An 18,598-nucleotide genomic window follows, 5' to 3' on the forward strand; every position below is an offset into this window, starting at 1 on the left:
CGAAGAAATGGACGATGCCGATCAGGAATTGGAAGTCAGCGCTGAACCGATTTATGATCGAGTTCGAAGATCGCTTAACGGAGCATCTTTAATAACCAGGCAGATACACAGAATTATTTACAGGGTCTCTGTCCTCTTTGTTCGTTATTCATTGGAAAATACTTCCAATTCCGATTTGCTTTTTACCATAGATTTAATAGTTTTTATGGCTTTATTCTCATGTTCAGTCCACATGATTTCTGAACCATGTTCGAGCTCTTCGTATATGGGTAACAAAGAAGTTAAGCCTTCAAAAACAAACTGAATCATTTCACCATCCGAGTTTTCGTAGGGTTCTCTACCTATATTTGCTTCTTCTATTGCTTTTTCGTACGCCTCATCAGGATTCGATGCTTTAATAAGAATTGTATTTTCCCATGCAACACAACGCTTATTCTCGTTGGCGTCATCTTCACCAACATACTTAGATCTCTCGATGTAAGAGGCAACATACCAACCAACTGAGCTTACATCTTTGTTACGGTATTTCTTTGGCATGTTACCCTCGTTTAAATTTAACGCCGCATTCTCGCGCAGCAGGCGAATCTGCAACGGAAAAGCTATCGCAGTGATTGGTCTTGTTAACTCTTTATAGAATTCTACGACTACCTGGCTGTTGATCGCTTATTGCTTCATTCCGAGAAATTAGGCCGAGAAGCATCATAGATTCTTTCGCTTTCTCGGATTCACTTGCATCCTCTAATGCGCTGAAAGCATCAAGTATGGGTGCGAAGGATTTGCTTAGAAACAACGTATTCCGTCTTAACTACTTCTGACTTTGCGCATAATTAAGAGAAGAGATTATCAAACGCAGTTGACCACGTCACAGTTAGATCTAAAGATTGCTGTAACCATTTATCGGTAGCCGTTCCCATGAGCCTCTCCAGTTTGAGATCAAAGTTACTCGCGTCGCTCATGATTCTTCTTCGGGGTACCAGGTTAAGCCCTGGTCTGGAGTTTCGATTCCGCCGAAATTGTCCATTTCTATAATTTCCTCTGCGTAGATCATTGGCGGATTTTCTCTCTCATTTTTTACTGAGTAAGACAGTGTTTTATTTTGTCGCAGCATTTCAACTGCTTTTTGCTCAGCATCGTTTTCGTTTTCAGCCTCCACAAATATATTTGAGAGAAAACCGAATCTGCCGATTTTACCTTCAAGTTCAACTAAAAAGTTCTGCCCGTTTAAAAGCACTTTATACTTGTTCATTTCTCACTCAATTTGATCAAATATTTTTAACTAACATTATTTGTATAACGCGCATGCGCATATATCCTATCCACTTGGCCCCGTTATTTAAATGGACCTGTATGTACAACCAAATGGACACCAGCCATCTATTAGAGAGGAAGGTGGGTGATTTTTTTGTGCGTCATTGTCTGTAGACCTCGGTGGGCGGACACATAGGTCCGCCCCTACAAGCTGCGGAATGAAACGGATCGAATTGATAGCCAGCAGTATTGGAGCGAGAGATTTATCTGAGGAAAAAATGTGGGAGTCATCTATTTCAGCTTTTATAAGTGCATAATAAATTGTGTCGCTTGAAAGCCGTAAAATGTGCCAGTTCTCTCTGGCCTTACTTTTCGATAAGGATAAAAAATATGGGGGCTAAAACCTGGATGCTGGTTTGTTCGGATGATGCTGAACCTTCCCGGATATTGAAACAAGTACCGAATCTAAATCGAGAAAAGACAGATGAATTGGTTAAAGAGCTTTTCCCTAAAGATAAGCTTGAGCCGATAGAGGATGGTAGTCTTTCTTATACGAACCCTCCTGATGACATTTTATATGCGGGTTGTTTTGAAGGGGTGACGGTACTCGCTGCAAAGGAATTTGCATTGGATTTTCCAACGAAATTGGATGCTCGTTTTGTTGGTGGTGCTTTGGGAAGGTTTGCATTCTCACATGCGATGCATAGCGCTGTTGATTGGTTAGCTTTCTCGAAATGGGAAAATGGCAAATTATTGCGTGCTTTGAGCCTCTCACCCGATAGTGACATTCTTGAAGATGTCGGTGAAAGACTTCCATTTGAAATTCCCTTTTGGGAAGGTAAGCATCCTGCTACAGATCCGGAAGATGATGAAGCCGACTACCCTTTTGCATTCCATCCTCTTGAGCTAGGGGAGGAGGCCCTTAAGGCATTTTTTGGCTATCAGCTAGAGGGTTATATTGATGAAAGCTTATTGGAACCTGAGGAAATTCCGTTAGTAGGTTATCGTCGAGTAAAGAAAAAGTGGAAGCTGTGGTGAAACATAGCCGTTTACTCAGATTCTCCAGTCATGGAATCGTTGTGGCAGATCATGAACCGTAGCCCAGATAGAGTAGAATTGAAAAAGTGTTTAGATGATTTGGCATCTGCCATGAATTTGGAGCAGATGGCCGAAGAACTTAGCCTCAGTGTAATTGATCATGTTCTGTACGATTTAGAGCTCAACGGAATCAGAGGTAAGAATGGGTGGGAGTGTTGTGCGAAAGGGCTTATCACCGAAAGAGAATTAAGAAATCTGACCATGGCTCATGCTGTATCAAAAATATCTCGCTCTAATGGTGTTAAAGAACCAGCATTCAATACTTACGCTTCTAAACATCTTTGTGAGGCATTTGAAAGATCATTGCTAGGTAGGCCGGCAATCTTAAAAGAAAGCGACGTTTTAGATCCCTGGGAAAAAAAGTAAGAAGAAAAATGGACAGCCTTCCATTGCATCGGCTAGAGAGGTGAGGGGGGCTTGTATCTGCTCTTAATGAAGGTTTTTCTTTGTGTTTTGTCTGCAAACCGCGCTGGGCGGACACATAGGTCCGCCCCTACAAGTTACGGATTGAAAGGACATTCAGCGATAGTTATATGGATGTCCCGTTAGTAATTTATGTGGAAGGCTTTACTTCTTTATTGGGCATGTGCCTTAGCGACCAGCCGAGAATTATTGAACCAAACAATCCAACAGCAGACCATCCGACCACCCATGCAGTTGAAAAAGGCGCTTGTGCAGATAATAAACCCATGCCTATAGCAAAGCCCAATGTTCCTGCGACTAGCCAGGCTATTACATTAGCTGGCACCCAAAAGTACGCTCGATTACGTTCTCGTCGCAAAACAACCCATTGAAGGATCCCAACGGCGAAACCTACCGCTGACCAACCTAAATATCCCGGTGCCTGAGCAGCTTGAAAGATAGACCAAACTGACCACCCCAAAGCACTAGCGACTGCCCAAAAGGGTCCGAAATTATTGTATCGTTTAAGAACAATCCACTGGGCAATGCCGATCGCCACACCGAAAACACTCCAATTACCGACACCCCCCGGTGTATTCAGTCCAATGAGTCCGAGAACACCACTGAGAAATCCTCCTACTCCCCCGGCAATCGTATGAGCGACACACCATCTTGTCCAAGGAAAAGCAGATACCAGATCTGTACCCGCGCCACTCTCTTGCTTTCCTTTAGCCAGCAAATGATCAAGTAGTTTTGGAACAATCCAAGCTATAATTGCTCCAATTACTGCTTGTATCAATTCCATGTTGCCACCTCCTCATCTGTGAATAGGCTTTTTTTCAGCATATAACATTTGTGTATCGCGCATGCGTGTTTTTCTTATTTTAGTTTCTGAAGATACATTCTCCTGAGGAATAAAAGGAGGAGGTGAGGAATAAAAGGACATCCTGTCGTTGTCTGTAAACCCCGAGGGGCGGACACATAGGTCCGCCCCTACAAAAGAATTGGACACCCGGCAATTATTGCAGGGTTTAGAGCAGACTCCTACAGAGCTATTTCGTCAGGTTAGATAATTTTTGTCACGACGGACCATCCTTTCATGGCCAGTTGCTTCTGTATGCTGTTTCCTCCCAAGTGGGAGAGTCCAACAGGTAGCACGGTTACGCTGGGTCCTTTGGCGCTTGAGGCTGCGCGTATCAAATGGGCGGCAATTCCCGGATTTCGTTCGTCTGACTTGGCCGCCAGATCCTGTTCGACGACTTCAACGGTATTTTCCCCTTCGGCAATGACCACGTCTTTCAAGAGCGTTGCCTTGTAATAAAACAAAGAGTGATTGATCGATCCGAGGTTTTTATCGTCAGTACCGGAAATGACAAGCTTCTCCATCTTAGTCAGTCCAGCTCCTGATCCAACGATGAATCCATTCTTGATGGGAAGTTCGATCGCTGCAATGGTCGTATGTTTGCTAGCAACTTTGCCGATGGCCGTGACCACTGCTTTGGCACCTGCAATCATCAAAGCCTGATCACTGGGTTCAAGCGGCACCACCGTATCCGTACTATGTTGTTCACCAAGCAAGACGATGAAGTTGCTATCTTTCTTTAGAATAACCCCCAGCGGCATGTCAGGATCAGGCAACATAAGCCCGATACCGTCGACAGTTAACCCTTTCTTGTTTAAAGGCAGATAATTTATCTTATAGGCGTTTAGTACCGCATCCGCGTGATTTTTCGCCTCTAACTCTCCAGACATAAGAACTCCTTCCTTTTGTCGATTCAGATATGTCTTCCACCGAATTGTTTTTTGAAAATAGCGCCAGTGGGATCACCCGTAATCTTCCTGAACGTCTGTGATACTTCGGTGAACTTATTGCCATGTTCATCATACTAAATATATCTGAAATGCCCATCACTAAATCTGACCGTTATTTTAGGGAGGGACTTCCAGTTTGGTATCCAGTCTATATACGCGGCCGGACCATGATGAGAGCCTCTATATCGTTTTCAAGTAGAGAGTTTTACAGCTTTTGCGAGATAACGTTGGTACTCCTCATCAGGAACAAAAGAGCCTCCCGTCAGCCAGGGAATATGCACGCTATTTTCCAGGCGATGGGTGAGGTGATGGGATTCTAAATACTTCTGTCCAGCCTCGGTCATCAGCATTGCCGGACCGAGGCAGCCGATGGCCGCAGAGGGTTCAACTTCGATATTTTCCAGGGTTTTTAGCAGGTATAGCTGTTGGTAAAGCTGCTCGTCTGTCGCCGTATACACACCTGACAAGAGGTTCCGCGTGGCGTCGCACACCCACTGTGATGCGGTGCCGACAGCCAGCCCATCAGCATCTGTGTCGTTCTTTAAACCGAATTCGTAGATGGATGTGGGAGCGGTATCCGGTTCACCGGCCATACCCAGCAGCATGCAGGGTGCCTGTACCGGCTCAGCAAAGAAGCAGTGAACATTGTCATTGAAAATCTTTTTAAGACCGTAGGTTATGCCGCCTGGTGCGCCGCCCACACCGGCGGGTAGATACACAAATAGGGGATGGTCGGCATCCACCTTAATGTTTAGAGCTTCCAGCTGTGCCTGGAGGCGTTTGGCCGCAACGGCGTACCCCATGAAAAGGTTGGGAGATCGTTCGTCATCAATAAAATAGCTGTTCGGGTCAGCATTGGCCTCAAGGCGCCCGGCCTCTAGCGCAGCGCCATAATCGGTGTTGTGCTCAACGACCCGTACCCCACGCCTTCTAAGACGTTCCATTTTCCATTGTTTTGCATCCGATGACATGTGTACGACTGTCTTAAAGCCCAACGCAGAGCCTATGATGCCGATGCTTAGACCCAGGTTGCCGGTACTGCCCACCGTGACGGTGTATTGTGAAAACAGTCCGCGAGCTGGCTCGGAGGCGAGCACACAATAGTCACTGTCTTTGTTCTCAAGGATTCCATGCTTTAGTGCCAGTGCTTCAGCAAAGCAAAGTACTTCATGAATACCACCGCGGGCTTTGATGGAGCCTGCCACCGGCAGGTCATGGTCAGCTTTCAGGAACAGCGAACCGCCCAGTGGATTGATCTTGCTGTTGAGTCGATCGGCTTTTATCAGTGAAGACTCAATAAGCCCGTGGCTGGGTTCGAGTTCGGGGAACAGTCTCTGTAGCAGCGGTGCACATCGCTTGAGGCGAGCTTCTGCCTCGTAGAATTCATCTACTTCCGGTGTGGCAGAAGCCGAAACAGGATTTTGATAATTTTCGTTTAGCCACACTATAGGCTGGCTACTCTGGATGATTTTACGTTCGTCTTGGGTGATACTGAGAGTTCTCATTGCTTATCCAAACTAGCTGTCATTTGTATTAAGAAGCTATGGAAATTCTGGGTTGCTGTTGCTCAGAAAGCAAACGATAGAATCTCAATAGCTGTTTAGTCTGGCTAAACAATAATTGGATGGATAATGATGTCAGGACTCGGTGTGCGTACCTTTTCCATGCTGATCTATTTTGAGGCCTGCGGCAGACTGTTAAGCTTTTCCGCTGCCGCCAGAGAGCTATATGTCACTACGGGTGCCGTGAGCCAACAAATTCGTAAGTTGGAAGAGCAGCTCGGAATTAAGCTGTTCGAGCGTCGCCCATCAGGTATCCGGTTGACAGCCAAAGGAAACGAGTTATTGACCGTGACACGGCAATCGATTGAGGCCATCAGGCAGACGGTTGAGCGTCTACAGGTGAATTCTATTGATACCGCCGTCAGGCTTACATCTACGCCTTCATTTGTTTTTAAATGGCTGATTCCTATGCTCAAGGAATTCAATCTCAACAATCCCGATATAAAGATTGAAACTTATGCAGAGGCTGCGTTGCTTAATCTGAGTACGGCGAGCTTTGACCTGGCCATTGATTACAGCAAAGGCGAGTATCAGAACTTTGATGCGACGTTGCTGGTGGAAGAAATCTTGTTGCCGGTCATCAGTCCTGAGTACATGAAGGGGGCTAACTGGCAAGACCCCAAAATCTGGGATAGCGTTTCGTTATTACATGATGCGATGCCCTGGTCAGATGCACCACGAGACGCAGAGTGGCGGTACTGGCTGGACCAGTCAGGATTGACGGATGTATCCAGCCGGCAGGGACATTATTTTAATCGGTCTGATATGGCCATAGCGGCTGCTGATGCAGGCCTTGGAGTAGCGCTTGCGCGAGGTTCCCTGGTAAAAGAAGAACTGGCCAGCGGTCGCCTCATCGCTCCACTTCCTGCGGTGCCTTCCTGTTGCAACTATTACCTGGTCACCCCTAAGGGCAAAGCGATCAGCCATAGTGTCGGCGTGTTGAGAGACTGGTTGTTGAGCAAAGTGTAGTTGCTGCTGCCACTTCAGCTTCCCGAATTGAGTGAGAATGCATGGTCAATTTTGCAAGTCAGCAGGTAGCTGAGAGCTTGCTTAGTATAAGGGGGCTTGTACTCTGTCATATAACAAGCTGCCTTATTTGTGTACGGGTGGAAGGGTAGTATTTGGATATCCCGTTAATATTTTTGGTGTCTAAAAGATTATGAATCCAGCAATAGAAAACCTAACCAGCTATCTACAACAGCTTGAGCAAATTGAAGAATTTGATTCGCTTGAAGCTAAGGCGGAGCATATCGGCAAAATCAATCTCATCAAAAATGCTATTGGCCAGCTACATTTATGCGAAATGTATGGCATCAACTCTGGGTCGCTTGTTAGTGTATTACCAGAAACGGAGAATCCAAATTTTTGCTATTTGGTGGTTCACGAAAATGAGTCTTCTAATCCTGCAGATTGGGAGGAAGTAAGGTTTGATGGGCGGCAGGTATCGCTGGCCGGAGGCGACCTTATTATTCGCAAGTAGTAAATCACAGACAGGAAGGTGTTGGGGCCTTTGCCCCAATGCTAGAGGCGTTATGCCATTACATCTAAAGGAGACAAAGATGAATTTCCCCCCACGAACCAGAGCCAGTGATGCAATTATCAGAAACTTGCATGCGCAACTGACAGCAGCAGGAGTTGCTAGTGGAGGAGCCAATCGATGCATGATAACGGTCGTTGTCACTGGAGACGTCGATGTGCCTCGGAGAGCCATTATTTCAACTTCTGGACCTAGAGTTGTTCAAGGGGCGCTTAGAACGGCCATTAATAATTTGGCTGGTCATGGTATATACGGCGGCGTGGCTTATACCATTGTTCATTTTTCCGGAGCCAATGGAGTGGTGAATCCTCTCAACTCAGGGATGGCCACACAAGATCATTATCATGTGCAGGGTGGGCGCCATTGCGCAGAACCTAAAGCTTTAGAGGCAGCCTCTGGATTTGGCGATAGGATGACTGGCATGAGCACGATATGGTGGGGAAATAATGCCAACCCATATCCCGATCCGAGCAATAACCCTGCCGGTATATTTGCCCTGCCTTGTGAAGTCTGCCAAACCAATGAAGTATGGTTTATGAAACGGGTAGAGGAGCGTCGTATGGTTAGCAAAGGTGCAGCACGAAGGGCGTTTGATATTTAAAGTGGAAAGTTGAAAAAATCTTGGGTCATCCCTCTGTATTAGAGTGAGATATAGTCAGAAGTGGTTGAGGAGGCATTCCTCAACCATTCACCAGTTTGACTGGCCAGTTATATGGATGTCCCCTTAGTATGTATGAGGCATCTTCTATGCTTTTGCAAAGCATAATGGTGAGGTAATACTCGATGCCTATGACTACGTGCGTTGAGGCACCACCACTACTAACACTAAGGAGAGTGAAAATGAAGACCATCGAAAATTTGTTGATATCAAGAGGGCAACTGGATCGGATATATGTCGGTAGTCTAAAGCTTTATCTATGGCGGTCACTTCACAAGAGCTCCAAAAGCAGGAATCCATTTTATCCGGACTTCGAGGAGCGAGAAATAAGAGCTGGGGTATTAAGGGCTCCAGATGTTGAAGTTGTAAAGCTTGAAAATGGTGTTGAAGTTGTGAAGTCTGTTTTGGGTCAGGGGACTTCGTTGTTTGATCGCCCAGGGGCATTTGGTGAGTCTAATTGGACCTACTTTGAAATACCGGAAGGCACGGAAATACCGAATGGGTTAATTATTACAAAAGACAGCTTCAATAAGCGATTTAATGCTACTCATTATTCTATTAGCCCTAACTATGACATGCCTAAACATCAATTCATTCAGCTTTTGGATATTCTCGCAAGAAACGCTGAGTCCCGTAAAAGGTTGTTGATTAATGTCTAATTTAGATTTGTCGACCATTTTGGTCTGTATACAATCCGTTCAGAAGCAAATTGAATATTTCGAAGGGCTTTTAGAGTCTGAAACGGTTAGGGATAAAGCGGAAATTCAAGAGTTACTTCTATCTTACGATCAAGCTGCCGAAAATTTAAAAGAAGCTTATATTGCTATGCGGACTCCCGGGAGTAATTACCCTGAGTACGAGTCTTTGATTAAGAAGAATTTGTGATATGCAAACAGAAACAATGAACACCCAACTGAGTTTGAAATGGGAACAGATCATATTGGTGGTGGGGGGATCTTTGACTGTGTATTTGCAGAGAGGCGGTTAAGAACTCATTCTTTAATCACTTACAGTCTGGGTGGTTTTGTGCTACTGATATTTAGTTAGCGACTTGAGGTAATCCGTGGAGCAGGCCTGCCAACCTAACGTTGCCTGTAAACCCGATGGGCGGACACATAGGTCCGCCCCTACAAGTGATAAAAATAGGATATTTTTGCTCTCTATACTCCGTTATATGCAAGAAGCGGTTATGGTCCTGTTAGAACGTGGGATAGAGCGTCAGCAGGTGGTTGATATCAAACTCTCCTGCTTTCCCAAATTCCAGCTCCAGGTGGGCTCGCATTTTACTTGCTACGTCATTTTCCACTCCGGGATTGCCGGCTATGCCATGAGCCACCCAGCCGGTGAGGCGTTCTTCGCTGTCATTGGCTTGATTTGCCAGAGCCAGCAGACCTTGCTTATGTTGGTATACCATGGACTTCAATTGATTCTCTGCGGTGGTTCGCGCCTCATTATTCAACCGTTGGGTCATCGCCTGATCGGACTCCAGGTTTGCGGATTTTCCGGCCAGGCTAATGGTTGGGTGGTCGGGGTAGTGGTCGTCTTCCGAAACCACTTCAAGGGGAACTTCCCGACGTCTGCCATCAATGTCGACAATCAATGTGGATTCAGCCGTCTTGCTCAGAATGTAGCGGGTATAGTGATAGTCTGAAATGACATCCTCCCAAATTGTTGGAGGAATGCGATCGAAGCCGGTGAGTATGTCTTCCAGCTCGCGCTCAGCATGATCGACATCCCTGCGTTGTTCATGGATTTTGTCCTTGGTCCATCTGATCCGGTCGTTCAGACCTGAAATCTTAGAACGCAGATCTTCCTGCTCCAGCTTTTTCTGCTGATACTCAGATGTTGCGGGATCAAGCTTGCTGAGTTTGTTTTCAACCACTCGAAGATCTTTTTCCAGGCTGCGACGTTCTCTGCCAAGGTCTTTTTGGTCTTGCCGGTAGGTCATCAATTGGTTGCGCTCATGTTCAACGCGATGGCGATGCATGGAGGCTTCCTGCTGTAGGCTCGCATACTCCGGATTATCCACGGGTACCTGGCCACTGACGTATTGTCCGACTTCCGGTGATTCCGTTTCCTGGTAGTGAAAACGAACAGGGCCCCGTTGAATGTACACGCTTGAGGTTTCAGGGGTATGGCTTATCGATCCATGGACGAGGGTCAGGCCATTGATTTCTTCGCCCAAGTAATTGCCAAATAAAATTGGATCTTTCTCCAGCTGAATATAGAGCTGATGATTATCTGCCATCTCCTGATGTATTTCGTTGTATCTGGTTAATGCAGTGGGGTCCTGAGTGGCATCGGCAATTTTGCCATACAGCAGCATGGCTTTCCCTCGATGGTCTTGGGCATAGGATTTATCTGCTGCTTGCCGGACGCTGGTGAGCCATTGGTTGAACCGGTCACGGCTCTGAGAAAACTGATCCATAGTTTCCTGATCGTCGGGTTCCAGCTTGAGCGCTTTCTGGTAGGCCTGCATGGCCAGCTCATAACGCCCCTGGGAAGTATAATCTTCCCCGGCCTCCATCAGGTTGTGGTGGGCGCAACCTGAGACGGTTGCAACCAGTAAAACTGACATCAGTACCCGCGATAGTTTGATTAACTGCATCTTCCTGTAACTTCTTTTCCGATTGATTTGGAGGTGGCTAAGTTATATCGAATTGTGGCTTAACCAATACTGAACGGAGTGTTTTGTCAGGGCTTTTGATCGGAATTGTGGTATCTGCTTCAAATCTTGAGAGGGCAATTCAAAAAAGGAGACAGGCAAGAAAAATGGACACTCAGTTTTTTTGGAGGTGAGCAATTGAAGATGAGCAATTGGAGGTGAGCAATTGGAACTGGTCTAACGTCAGCTAGATAGGTGAGGGTGGTTATATCGGTTCCCAGTGAGCACTCGGCCAAGCCAATAGGCCTTTTTATTGACCCTGTATAAGCAGGGCATCTATCTCATACGCTTACCCGCACACTCGCCATTTCCTCGCTTGGCGGGACTCCGAATTTACGAGAGTACTCTCGGCTGAATTGTGTGGGGCTTTCATATCCTACTTCAAATGCAACCGACGACACGGATGAATGACCATTCCGGAGTAAACGCTGCGCTTCTATTAGGCGCATCTCTTTCTGATATTGTAATGGTGTGGTTTCCGTCACCTTTTTAAAGTTCGCATAAAATGATGATTCACTCATCCCCGTATTCTTAGCCAGCATAGGCATTGAAAGCGGTTGCCTGAAATGATCTCTAAGGTGAGCTATAGCCCTGCTGATCTGGCTGGCATAACTGTCGTGCTCTAAAAGCCTGCGTAACATCTTACCGTGCGGCGCCATAAGCAACCGGAAATGAATCTCTTTAAGCAGCAGCGGTGCCATGACCTTCTTTTCAACTCCCCGGTCAGCCAGCGCCAGATAACGTGACATGGCGTTCAGCAAGTCTTCTCCTGCGGTATCCACATTCAATGCAGTTGATGACTCCTTATCTGCAGGTATCTCTTCAATCTCATGATAAAGCGCGCGCAGAATGCCGAGGTCGATCTCCAGAATCATGGCAAGGTAGGGTTCCTTGTCGCTAGCTCTGGTGATGCGTGAAATGACAGGGACTGTGTGGCTTACAATAAGTGATTCACCAGCAGCGAAACTCAGGGTTCTTTCGCCAACTGTTGTTTCTTTTGCTCCCTGGAGAATTAAGCAAATGACCGGATGATAGATTGATGCTGCCAGCTCAGTTGTCCGGCTGCTTTTTAACAGGATCAAACCCGGCATGGGCGACACCTGATCCACTGGGGTATCAGCACTAAAATCAATATATTTAGATGTCTGGGATATGATGTTTGATAGTGTCATGTATGGTTCCTCACTCGCTAAAGTATAGTGTAAGCAGATGTCGCTGTTATATATTTATCGAGTGTTCTGGAGAATTGGGCATGACTCTTGGAAGATTTGGCAGGCATGTAGAAGGCGGGATTACTTAAGATTTACCTCAGCAGATAGATTCAATGCTAACGGTTGTTAACGAGTCACGATCTTAAGAGGGCGTAACAATGAAATACCGTAAACTCGGACACAGTGATATCGAGATTTCCGCGATTGGGCTGGGTTGTATGGGAATGTCGGACTTCTATAGTTCTACAACAGAAGCTGAGCCGGTGGCGACTTTGCATCGCGCTATTGAGCTGGGGGTGAATCTTTTAGATACGGCGGATATGTATGGCCCCTGGACGAATGAAATACTGGTCGGCAATGCTATCGCTGATCGCCGTGACAAGGTGGTTCTGGCAACAAAATTTGGGGTCGTGCGTAATGAGTCTGGTGAGATTCTGGGGCTGAATGGCTGGCCTGATTATGTGCGCTCCGCTTGTGATGCTTCACTAAAACGGCTGGGAGTTGATCATATTGATCTCTATTACCAGCATCGCGTTGACCCGCAGGTTCCCATAGAGGAAACCGTGGGCGCCATGGCTGAGCTGGTACAGGCAGGAAAAGTTCGTAACCTGGGTCTGTGCGAAGTTGATTCAGATACGCTTCGCAGAGCGCACGCGGTTCATCCGATTAGCGCAGTACAAACCGAATACTCTCTATGGAGTCGAGAACCGGAGCAGGGCATTCTGCCCACAACCCGTGAGCTGGGTATCAGCTTTGTGGCCTATAGCCCCCTTGGGCGCGGTTTTTTAACGGGTCAGATTAAAACATTTGAAGACTTGGCTGAGGATGACTGGCGACGGACCAATCCACGATTCCAGGGCGAAAACTTTATTAAGAACCTGAATCTACTTGATCGAATTACAGAGATTGCCCAGCGTATGAAGGTTACACCTGCCCAGTTAGCCCTGGCGTGGGTACTGGCACAGGGCGACGACGTTATTGCTATTCCAGGAACCAAACGCCGTCGTTATCTGGAGCAGAATCTCGGTACGCTTGGTGTGACTTTAAACGACGAAGATTTACTTCTTATCAACGAAGCATTCCCGATAGATGCGGCAACGGGAACAAGGTATTAAGGACATTCGTGAAGTAGGATGGTGTTTAGGTGATACAGATGGGGGCTTTGTTTCTTTCTGGCCTCCGTTAGCTATTAACTATCAGATCGTCAATTAGCATCAAAATCCTAAAAAGTGTCAGTTGATGTAAATCAAGGACAGGACCCTCGCCGGGGACTATGGTTCTTACTGTGCCGGAATAAACCGGCCATCCATCATTGCTGAAATAATGCATGAAGATGCAGGCTAACCACCTGTCATAAAAAGGGGCTGATGGCGTCGCACGTCACCGGCCCCGTTATCATTTCGGTTATTGACCGGTTTCAATCTCTCAACGCCTGACTCTGGCAATTCTCATCGAAGTATCATGACAGTTAACTCAGACACCCTTAATAACCAAGTTTTAATAAAATATCGCAAAACAGCAGCAGAAATACCGATATTTTATTAGCGAAATTTCGCCTATCGTTCCCCCTTTGGCTGTCGCCCTATTTCAAAAATATGGAGATTTTAATTAGTGCTTCGACGCGTAGTATTTATTTCACTCATTCTATTTTCCTGTTTCATCAGAGCTGAAGCGGCGAGCTTCTGGGATTCCCCGCAGCATGGTGCAAACAGCTTTAACCGGCTTCCACCGACGCAGGAGTACTTTGATGCTCTCGCTGCCTATGGTGCTACCTGGGTGCGGTTGTCTTATGACAAATGGCCTTCTGAAGGCCGGGATTTTCTGCTCGACAATGCTGATCATTACCAGTCGTTGAACGGTGCCGATCTGGCTCAGCTTAAGGCGGTGCTGGACCGGGCGCACAAGGCAAATCTGAAAGTGGTTATTGCACCGCTGTCTTTACCCTATATGCGCTGGTCGCAGAACAATAATGGTGTTTTTGATGACCGGCTCTGGTCGGACAAGAATCATTGGAACGATGCCAATCGCTTCTGGAGAGATCTCGCAACGGCCTTGAAAGGGCATCCGGCCATTGCAGCCTTCAACCTTGTTAACGAACCCGCACCGGAACGTAAGAGCGACCTTAAAGAGCATGCCGATACTGATGAAATGGTGCAGTGGTATAAGAAGCAGCAGGGAGGTTCGCGAGACCTGCGTTTGTTCTACCAGTCATTGGTCAAAACGATACGACAGGTTGATCAGGATGTAGCGGTGATGCTGGATGCGGGCTGGTACGCTGCGGCGGATGCTTTTTCCTATTGGCCGTCAGGGCTTGAAGACACAAATCTTCTTTATTCCTTTCATATGTATGAGCCCTATGATTTCACCAGTTCTCCTAACATCAAAAGAGAAAACCGCTATGTGTACCCGGGGAATATTCCGTTCGGGGAGGAACTTATGCCTTGGGGGCGGGAGCAAGTAGATTCCTATCTTTCCATGCCTGTTGAATGGGCGAAAAAGTCGGGAGTTCCGGTCAATCGGATGGTGATGGGGGAGTTTGGTTGTGCCAGGACGATTCCAGGTTGTGGAGAATATCTGAAAGATGTTCTGGAAGCCGCTGACAGTCGTAATCTGCATTGGGCTTTCTATGCGTTTCGGGAAGACAGCTGGGACCAGATGGATTACGAACTCGGAACGAAAAAGGTGCACTGGAAATACTGGGATGCCATGGAGAATGGTGAGCCGGATCCTATAAAGCGGGAATCCAGCGAGCTCTTTGACATCATTCGTAAGCGTCTTTAGAAACCCTTATCTGTCAAAATTGCTTGTCTGAACTTGATTGCTTGTCTGAGACTGATTGCCTGCCAGGGACCGTATGACTCAGTCTCCGGCAGGCAATTCCAGATCTTCCTCATATTTTTTCAGAATGCGGTCGTAGGTGCCGTTGTCCCGGATCACCTGAAGACCTTCGTTGAAATCATCCCGAACCTGCTGGGAAAGGAACGCAAAGCGATACTCGGACGGAGGGAATATGTCGTGATAAATCACAGGACGCAGCAAGTCCTTTTGTTTGACGATATAGTCCCCGCCGAGCGTATTGGCCCGGTCATAAAGCCAGCGTCTAAAGTACAGGAAGATCCTCTTCTCCAGAATAATGACGTCTGTTCGATGTCTGAAAAGTTGTTTTACCTGTAGCGATTGGTCTGCAACCTCGTTGTAGTCGCTGTTGTATTGCACGGCAGAGGCAAAACCGTGTCCAAGTATGACGGTGGCCTTTTGAAAGGCCACGACACTGATCTGTGAAAGGTCTTCCAATCGGTTGATTGAAAGCTCCCTGTCTTTCAGGCTGACCGCCTGATTGCGAAAGGTGATGACAACGTCACTGTAGTGTCCTTTGACCATTCCCGGTTTGACGTTTAAAACACCATCCAGACTGCCCTCCTCAAAACTCATAAAGGTACGTGCAAGGGGAAGGTAGGAGGGGAGAACCGTGTACCCCTTGATAGCAAAGCTCTGACGCAGGATTTCCAATTCCAGCCCCGAATTTTCCTCCGCAATCACATAAGGCGGAATGGAAAAACTGATACCGATGATCAACTCACGTTGAGACTGTTCTTTACCTGTCGCGGTATGGCACAAAAGTACGCTGCTCAAGACCAGTAATGCGATTGGGGTTTTCATGACCATTCTTCCTGCAGTTTTGAAACAGATAGCTGCAGCCGATTGAAAAATGAACCCACTCCTTGGCCGTGTTTCCAATATGAAAATATGTCCCGATATTTCGAGTGTAGTCGTTTTTGCCTGAAACCGGGAATGGGCAGCAAAATTTCCGTTGGGGAATTTGCATCGCCGATACTAATGATCTAAACCTTAACTGTATGCACCGGTGAACGATGTCTTCATCGGTAAATAACTCCTTATCGGTAACGATGTCTTCACAGGTGGATAATGTCTTCACCGGTAAGCAAATGTGTAAACCGATAAATAGCTCGAAGCTGCAGTCGCGCCATGGAATGGAAAAAGGAAAAGACTGTCATGTGCAATGTCAGAAGGATGTATCCGCAAGGCAGTGGTAACGTTCCCAGGGAAAGTACCGCTTTCACTTCGTTGTGTGTCCAGCATTCCAAATCCAGCCAGCGCCTGAAATTCAAAAACCATATTGCTCGAACCGTAGAGCGTGACCAGGCGGACCCCTGTGGTCCGAATAGCAAGCCGGGTCCGATCTATCAATACGAAAAATACAATATGAATAATCAATACGGCATGAATAACAAGAACTCACCTTTGTCCATGAAGTCCTTGCTATTCGCCTGAGATCCATAGGATTCATCACCATCATCAGGCTGACAGGAAGCACGCTTATGAGAGATGTCGCAATAGGATTTGCCCGCGCATATGGCAAAGGTATCTACCCCAGTATCGCCACCAATACCAGTCAGATAGTTATCGATGTTCATCAGTCGCAGGCCAGCGAAACATTGTGGTATCAGGTTGGGAGTCTGGAGGGAGGCTATACGGCCTTTGGGGAGAGCAGGCAGTATGACACCGGCCGCTATCCCTGCATTACCTTGAACAATAAAGGCGTGATCGTTGAGGTCCATGAATCAGACGGATTTTCCAACAACATGTGGTATCACGTGGGTGTCGTCAATTCTGACAACATGTCCATTTCCTGGGGAGGGAGCCAGAAATACGATACAGGGAAATTTCCCCGCGTTGCCATGAATTCTTCCGGTATTGTGGTGGAAGTTCATGAGGCTGACGGCATATCCAGCAACCTGTGGTATCACGTGGGGAAAGTGAACCCCGATAATAAATCAGTGGAATGGGGCGGTAGCCGACAATACGATACCGGCCAGACCCCTTCGGTAGCGATTAACAGTCATGGCGTGCTGGTGGAGGTTCACCAGTCTGACGGATTATCCACCAATCTCTGGTACCACGTAGGCACGGTCAATCAGGATAACAAGACCATTGAATGGGGCGAGAGCTATCAATATGACTCCGGCTCACATCCATCGGTGGTTCTGACCGATGATTTCTGGGTCATCGAGATTCATCAGTCGCAGACTTTCAACACACTGTGGAAACGGATTGGGCGATTGAATCTGGGCAAGAAAACCATTGAATGGATTGGTGGGAGCGAGAAATTCAGCAATGACGGCAGTCTGCCTTGCATCGGTTTTAATGGAACACAGGTAGTGGAAAGCCATATGGATGGTACTGACCTGATGTCTTCCGCATCACTGTTCATTGACCGAAGCGATTGGATGAAGAACAGCATGCCGGTGATTGGAGGCAGGAGCCTGAAAGAAGTGATGCTACCGGCTGCCCATGACGCTTCCATGTATGAAGTCAATAACTGTACGGCGCTGGGGCCTTTTGGGGCGAACAGCTGTAACACACAGACGCAAACCGCATCCTATCTCGGGCAGCTAAATAACGGTGTCCGCTATTTTGATGTCAGGCCGGTGATATTCCAGGGGAAACTCTCCACCGGGCATTTCAATACCAATCCTTTGCTGGGGTGTGACGGACCGGGACTGGATACTGCGCTGGCGGACGTGAAGATTTTTATGGCGCGCTCCTCCGAACTGGTCATATTAAAGTTCTCTCACTATTTGAACCGGGACAAGGATGGCGCTGATTTTACCGAAGAAGAAATGGACCGGCTTTGCTCTGAAGTTCTGACCGCGTTGGATGGGCATCTATACACTGGCCCGATGCCGCTTGCGGCCACTCCGTTGAATATCATGACGGCCCGAGGGGGAAGGGTGGTGGCTGTTTTTGACAACCTCAGTGCTGCCCTACACCAGAAATACGCGGGCAAGGGGATATACAGTTACCGGGATTATCCCACCTCAGAAACAGCAGACCTGACGGTATTTGACCATTACACCGGAACGCCGGATCTGGAAGTGATGATCAACGATCAATTAGGCAAGCTGGAAAACCCAGAGAATCACGGAGGCGATCTCTTTCTTCTGTCCTGGACTCTGACTCAGGATACAGAACAGGCTATTGCCTGTGGAGCGGGGATTGGTATATCCATTCTGACGATGGCCGCCAGTGCCAATAGTGAACTCTGGAAAAACATGGAACAACTTCAGCGTGGTGGCAACATCCGCAAAGGCAGGCTTCCGAATCTTCTCTATCACGATTATGCCCAGGGATTCGCCACGGATATTGCGCTATGGCTGAACAACGGTGGCAGCTTTGAAAATAGAGAACATTGAAGATAGGGAGTTTTAAATACAGATATCTTTAAAGACCGAGATCTTTAAAGACTGAGGTCTTTAAAAACTGAGGTCTTTAAAAACTGAAAGCAGGAAAGCCTTCTCATAGACAATAGGCCCTTGTAGACAAAAAAGAACGTCTTCCGCACCAACTGATGCAGCTTATACCTAGGGGTTGTGTCAGTTGGCT

19 protein-coding genes are annotated in these 18,598 nt (G+C 47.1%); 11 read left to right on the top strand and 8 right to left on the bottom strand.

What is annotated here, in order from left to right; genetic code table 11:
• Positions 1-144 precede the first annotated feature (144 nt).
• Both BTA51_RS13840 and BTA51_RS13845 read right to left on the bottom strand, forming a co-directional pair.
• A complete protein-coding gene (locus BTA51_RS13840; RefSeq protein ID WP_094708512.1) occupies positions 145-537 on the bottom strand; it encodes a DUF4288 domain-containing protein in 393 nt (130 codons plus the stop codon).
• Between the two features lie 415 nt (positions 538-952).
• Positions 953-1,246 carry a hypothetical protein gene (locus BTA51_RS13845; protein ID WP_094708150.1) on the bottom strand — a complete coding sequence of 98 codons (294 nt, stop codon included), beginning with the start codon at positions 1,244-1,246 and terminating at the stop codon, positions 953-955.
• Positions 1,247-1,638: 392 nt separating this feature from the next.
• Here BTA51_RS13845 and BTA51_RS13850 point away from each other — a divergent pair, with 392 nt between their 5' ends.
• Both BTA51_RS13850 and BTA51_RS13855 read left to right on the top strand, forming a co-directional pair.
• Complete coding sequence (locus tag BTA51_RS13850) at positions 1,639-2,286, top strand: hypothetical protein (protein WP_094708152.1); 648 nt, start codon at positions 1,639-1,641, stop codon at positions 2,284-2,286.
• 30 nt (positions 2,287-2,316) lie between these two features.
• Entirely contained in the window at positions 2,317-2,712 is a 396-nt protein-coding gene (locus tag BTA51_RS13855; RefSeq protein ID WP_141215597.1) for a hypothetical protein, read from the top strand.
• 187 nt (positions 2,713-2,899) lie between these two features.
• On the opposite strand, the gene BTA51_RS13860 is transcribed toward BTA51_RS13855, so the two are convergent.
• The 3 genes from BTA51_RS13860 to BTA51_RS13870 all read right to left on the bottom strand — a co-directional run bounded on the left by BTA51_RS13860 (position 2,900) and on the right by BTA51_RS13870 (position 6,065).
• Positions 2,900-3,553, bottom strand: coding sequence for a hypothetical protein (locus BTA51_RS13860; RefSeq protein ID WP_094708156.1), 654 nt, complete (start codon positions 3,551-3,553; stop codon positions 2,900-2,902).
• 260 nt (positions 3,554-3,813) lie between these two features.
• Complete coding sequence (locus tag BTA51_RS13865) at positions 3,814-4,500, bottom strand: hypothetical protein (RefSeq protein ID WP_094708158.1); 687 nt, start codon at positions 4,498-4,500, stop codon at positions 3,814-3,816.
• A 251-nt stretch (positions 4,501-4,751) separates the two neighbouring features.
• Entirely contained in the window at positions 4,752-6,065 is a 1,314-nt protein-coding gene (locus BTA51_RS13870; protein WP_094708160.1) for a D-serine ammonia-lyase, read from the bottom strand.
• Between the two features lie 126 nt (positions 6,066-6,191).
• On the opposite strand from BTA51_RS13870, the gene BTA51_RS13875 reads away from it, so the two are divergent.
• The 5 genes from BTA51_RS13875 to BTA51_RS13895 all read left to right on the top strand — a co-directional run bounded on the left by BTA51_RS13875 (position 6,192) and on the right by BTA51_RS13895 (position 9,202).
• Positions 6,192-7,091 carry a LysR substrate-binding domain-containing protein gene (locus BTA51_RS13875; protein WP_246841039.1) on the top strand — a complete coding sequence of 300 codons (900 nt, stop codon included), beginning with the start codon at positions 6,192-6,194 and terminating at the stop codon, positions 7,089-7,091.
• Between the two features lie 190 nt (positions 7,092-7,281).
• On the top strand, positions 7,282-7,602 hold the full coding sequence (locus BTA51_RS13880; protein ID WP_094708164.1) for a hypothetical protein: 321 nt from the start codon (positions 7,282-7,284) through the stop codon (positions 7,600-7,602).
• A gap of 79 nt (positions 7,603-7,681) precedes the next feature.
• Positions 7,682-8,260 carry a hypothetical protein gene (locus BTA51_RS13885; RefSeq protein WP_094708166.1) on the top strand — a complete coding sequence of 193 codons (579 nt, stop codon included), beginning with the start codon at positions 7,682-7,684 and terminating at the stop codon, positions 8,258-8,260.
• Between the two features lie 239 nt (positions 8,261-8,499).
• On the top strand, positions 8,500-8,976 hold the full coding sequence (locus BTA51_RS13890; protein ID WP_094708168.1) for a hypothetical protein: 477 nt from the start codon (positions 8,500-8,502) through the stop codon (positions 8,974-8,976).
• A complete protein-coding gene (locus tag BTA51_RS13895) occupies positions 8,969-9,202 on the top strand; it encodes a hypothetical protein (protein WP_094708170.1) in 234 nt (77 codons plus the stop codon). Before BTA51_RS13890 ends, BTA51_RS13895 begins: the two co-directional genes overlap by 8 nt.
• 313 nt (positions 9,203-9,515) lie before the next feature.
• Here BTA51_RS13895 and BTA51_RS13900 read toward each other — a convergent pair whose 3' ends face one another.
• Positions 9,516-10,925 (bottom strand): tetratricopeptide repeat protein, encoded by a 1,410-nt coding sequence (locus BTA51_RS13900; protein ID WP_094708172.1) that lies wholly within the window; start codon positions 10,923-10,925, stop codon positions 9,516-9,518.
• A gap of 338 nt (positions 10,926-11,263) precedes the next feature.
• The gene (locus BTA51_RS13905) at positions 11,264-12,154 is read right to left on the bottom strand and encodes an AraC family transcriptional regulator (protein ID WP_094708174.1); all 891 of its coding nucleotides are present in this window, start codon (positions 12,152-12,154) and stop codon (positions 11,264-11,266) included.
• Between the two features lie 197 nt (positions 12,155-12,351).
• On the opposite strand from BTA51_RS13905, the gene BTA51_RS13910 reads away from it, so the two are divergent.
• Positions 12,352-13,308, top strand: coding sequence for an aldo/keto reductase (locus tag BTA51_RS13910; protein ID WP_094708176.1), 957 nt, complete (start codon positions 12,352-12,354; stop codon positions 13,306-13,308).
• A gap of 496 nt (positions 13,309-13,804) precedes the next feature.
• Positions 13,805-14,974 (top strand): glycoside hydrolase family 5 protein, encoded by a 1,170-nt coding sequence (locus tag BTA51_RS13915; protein ID WP_094708178.1) that lies wholly within the window; start codon positions 13,805-13,807, stop codon positions 14,972-14,974.
• 78 nt (positions 14,975-15,052) lie between these two features.
• Here the strand turns inward: BTA51_RS13915 and BTA51_RS13920 are convergent, their stop codons facing one another.
• Positions 15,053-15,853 carry a hypothetical protein gene (locus BTA51_RS13920; RefSeq protein WP_094708180.1) on the bottom strand — a complete coding sequence of 267 codons (801 nt, stop codon included), beginning with the start codon at positions 15,851-15,853 and terminating at the stop codon, positions 15,053-15,055.
• Positions 15,854-16,180: 327 nt separating this feature from the next.
• On the opposite strand from BTA51_RS13920, the gene BTA51_RS13925 reads away from it, so the two are divergent.
• On the top strand, positions 16,181-16,486 hold the full coding sequence (locus tag BTA51_RS13925; protein WP_141215598.1) for a hypothetical protein: 306 nt from the start codon (positions 16,181-16,183) through the stop codon (positions 16,484-16,486).
• 47 nt (positions 16,487-16,533) lie between these two features.
• Complete coding sequence (locus BTA51_RS13930) at positions 16,534-18,408, top strand: hypothetical protein (RefSeq protein ID WP_094708184.1); 1,875 nt, start codon at positions 16,534-16,536, stop codon at positions 18,406-18,408.
• Positions 18,409-18,598 lie beyond the last annotated feature (190 nt).

The sequence above is a fragment of the Hahella sp. CCB-MM4 genome, assembly GCF_002260525.1.
Classification (GTDB): Bacteria; Pseudomonadota; Gammaproteobacteria; order Pseudomonadales; family Oleiphilaceae; genus Hahella.

Bases quoted from the DNA above. Each gene is read 5' to 3' on its own strand.
- BTA51_RS13840 (WP_094708512.1), bottom strand. From the start codon at position 537: ATGCCAAAGAAATACCGTAACAAAGATGTAAGCTCAGTTGGTTGGTAT.
- BTA51_RS13845 (WP_094708150.1), bottom strand. From the start codon at position 1,246: ATGAACAAGTATAAAGTGCTTTTAAACGGGCAGAACTTTTTAGTTGAA.
- BTA51_RS13850 (WP_094708152.1), top strand. From the start codon at position 1,639: ATGGGGGCTAAAACCTGGATGCTGGTTTGTTCGGATGATGCTGAACCT.
- BTA51_RS13855 (WP_141215597.1), top strand. From the start codon at position 2,317: ATGGAATCGTTGTGGCAGATCATGAACCGTAGCCCAGATAGAGTAGAA.
- BTA51_RS13860 (WP_094708156.1), bottom strand. From the start codon at position 3,553: ATGGAATTGATACAAGCAGTAATTGGAGCAATTATAGCTTGGATTGTT.
- BTA51_RS13865 (WP_094708158.1), bottom strand. From the start codon at position 4,500: ATGTCTGGAGAGTTAGAGGCGAAAAATCACGCGGATGCGGTACTAAAC.
- BTA51_RS13870 (WP_094708160.1), bottom strand. From the start codon at position 6,065: ATGAGAACTCTCAGTATCACCCAAGACGAACGTAAAATCATCCAGAGT.
- BTA51_RS13875 (WP_246841039.1), top strand. From the start codon at position 6,192: ATGATGTCAGGACTCGGTGTGCGTACCTTTTCCATGCTGATCTATTTT.
- BTA51_RS13880 (WP_094708164.1), top strand. From the start codon at position 7,282: ATGAATCCAGCAATAGAAAACCTAACCAGCTATCTACAACAGCTTGAG.
- BTA51_RS13885 (WP_094708166.1), top strand. From the start codon at position 7,682: ATGAATTTCCCCCCACGAACCAGAGCCAGTGATGCAATTATCAGAAAC.
- BTA51_RS13890 (WP_094708168.1), top strand. From the start codon at position 8,500: ATGAAGACCATCGAAAATTTGTTGATATCAAGAGGGCAACTGGATCGG.
- BTA51_RS13895 (WP_094708170.1), top strand. From the start codon at position 8,969: ATGTCTAATTTAGATTTGTCGACCATTTTGGTCTGTATACAATCCGTT.
- BTA51_RS13900 (WP_094708172.1), bottom strand. From the start codon at position 10,925: ATGCAGTTAATCAAACTATCGCGGGTACTGATGTCAGTTTTACTGGTT.
- BTA51_RS13905 (WP_094708174.1), bottom strand. From the start codon at position 12,154: ATGACACTATCAAACATCATATCCCAGACATCTAAATATATTGATTTT.
- BTA51_RS13910 (WP_094708176.1), top strand. From the start codon at position 12,352: ATGAAATACCGTAAACTCGGACACAGTGATATCGAGATTTCCGCGATT.
- BTA51_RS13920 (WP_094708180.1), bottom strand. From the start codon at position 15,853: ATGAAAACCCCAATCGCATTACTGGTCTTGAGCAGCGTACTTTTGTGC.
- BTA51_RS13925 (WP_141215598.1), top strand. From the start codon at position 16,181: ATGGAATGGAAAAAGGAAAAGACTGTCATGTGCAATGTCAGAAGGATG.
- BTA51_RS13930 (WP_094708184.1), top strand. From the start codon at position 16,534: ATGAGAGATGTCGCAATAGGATTTGCCCGCGCATATGGCAAAGGTATC.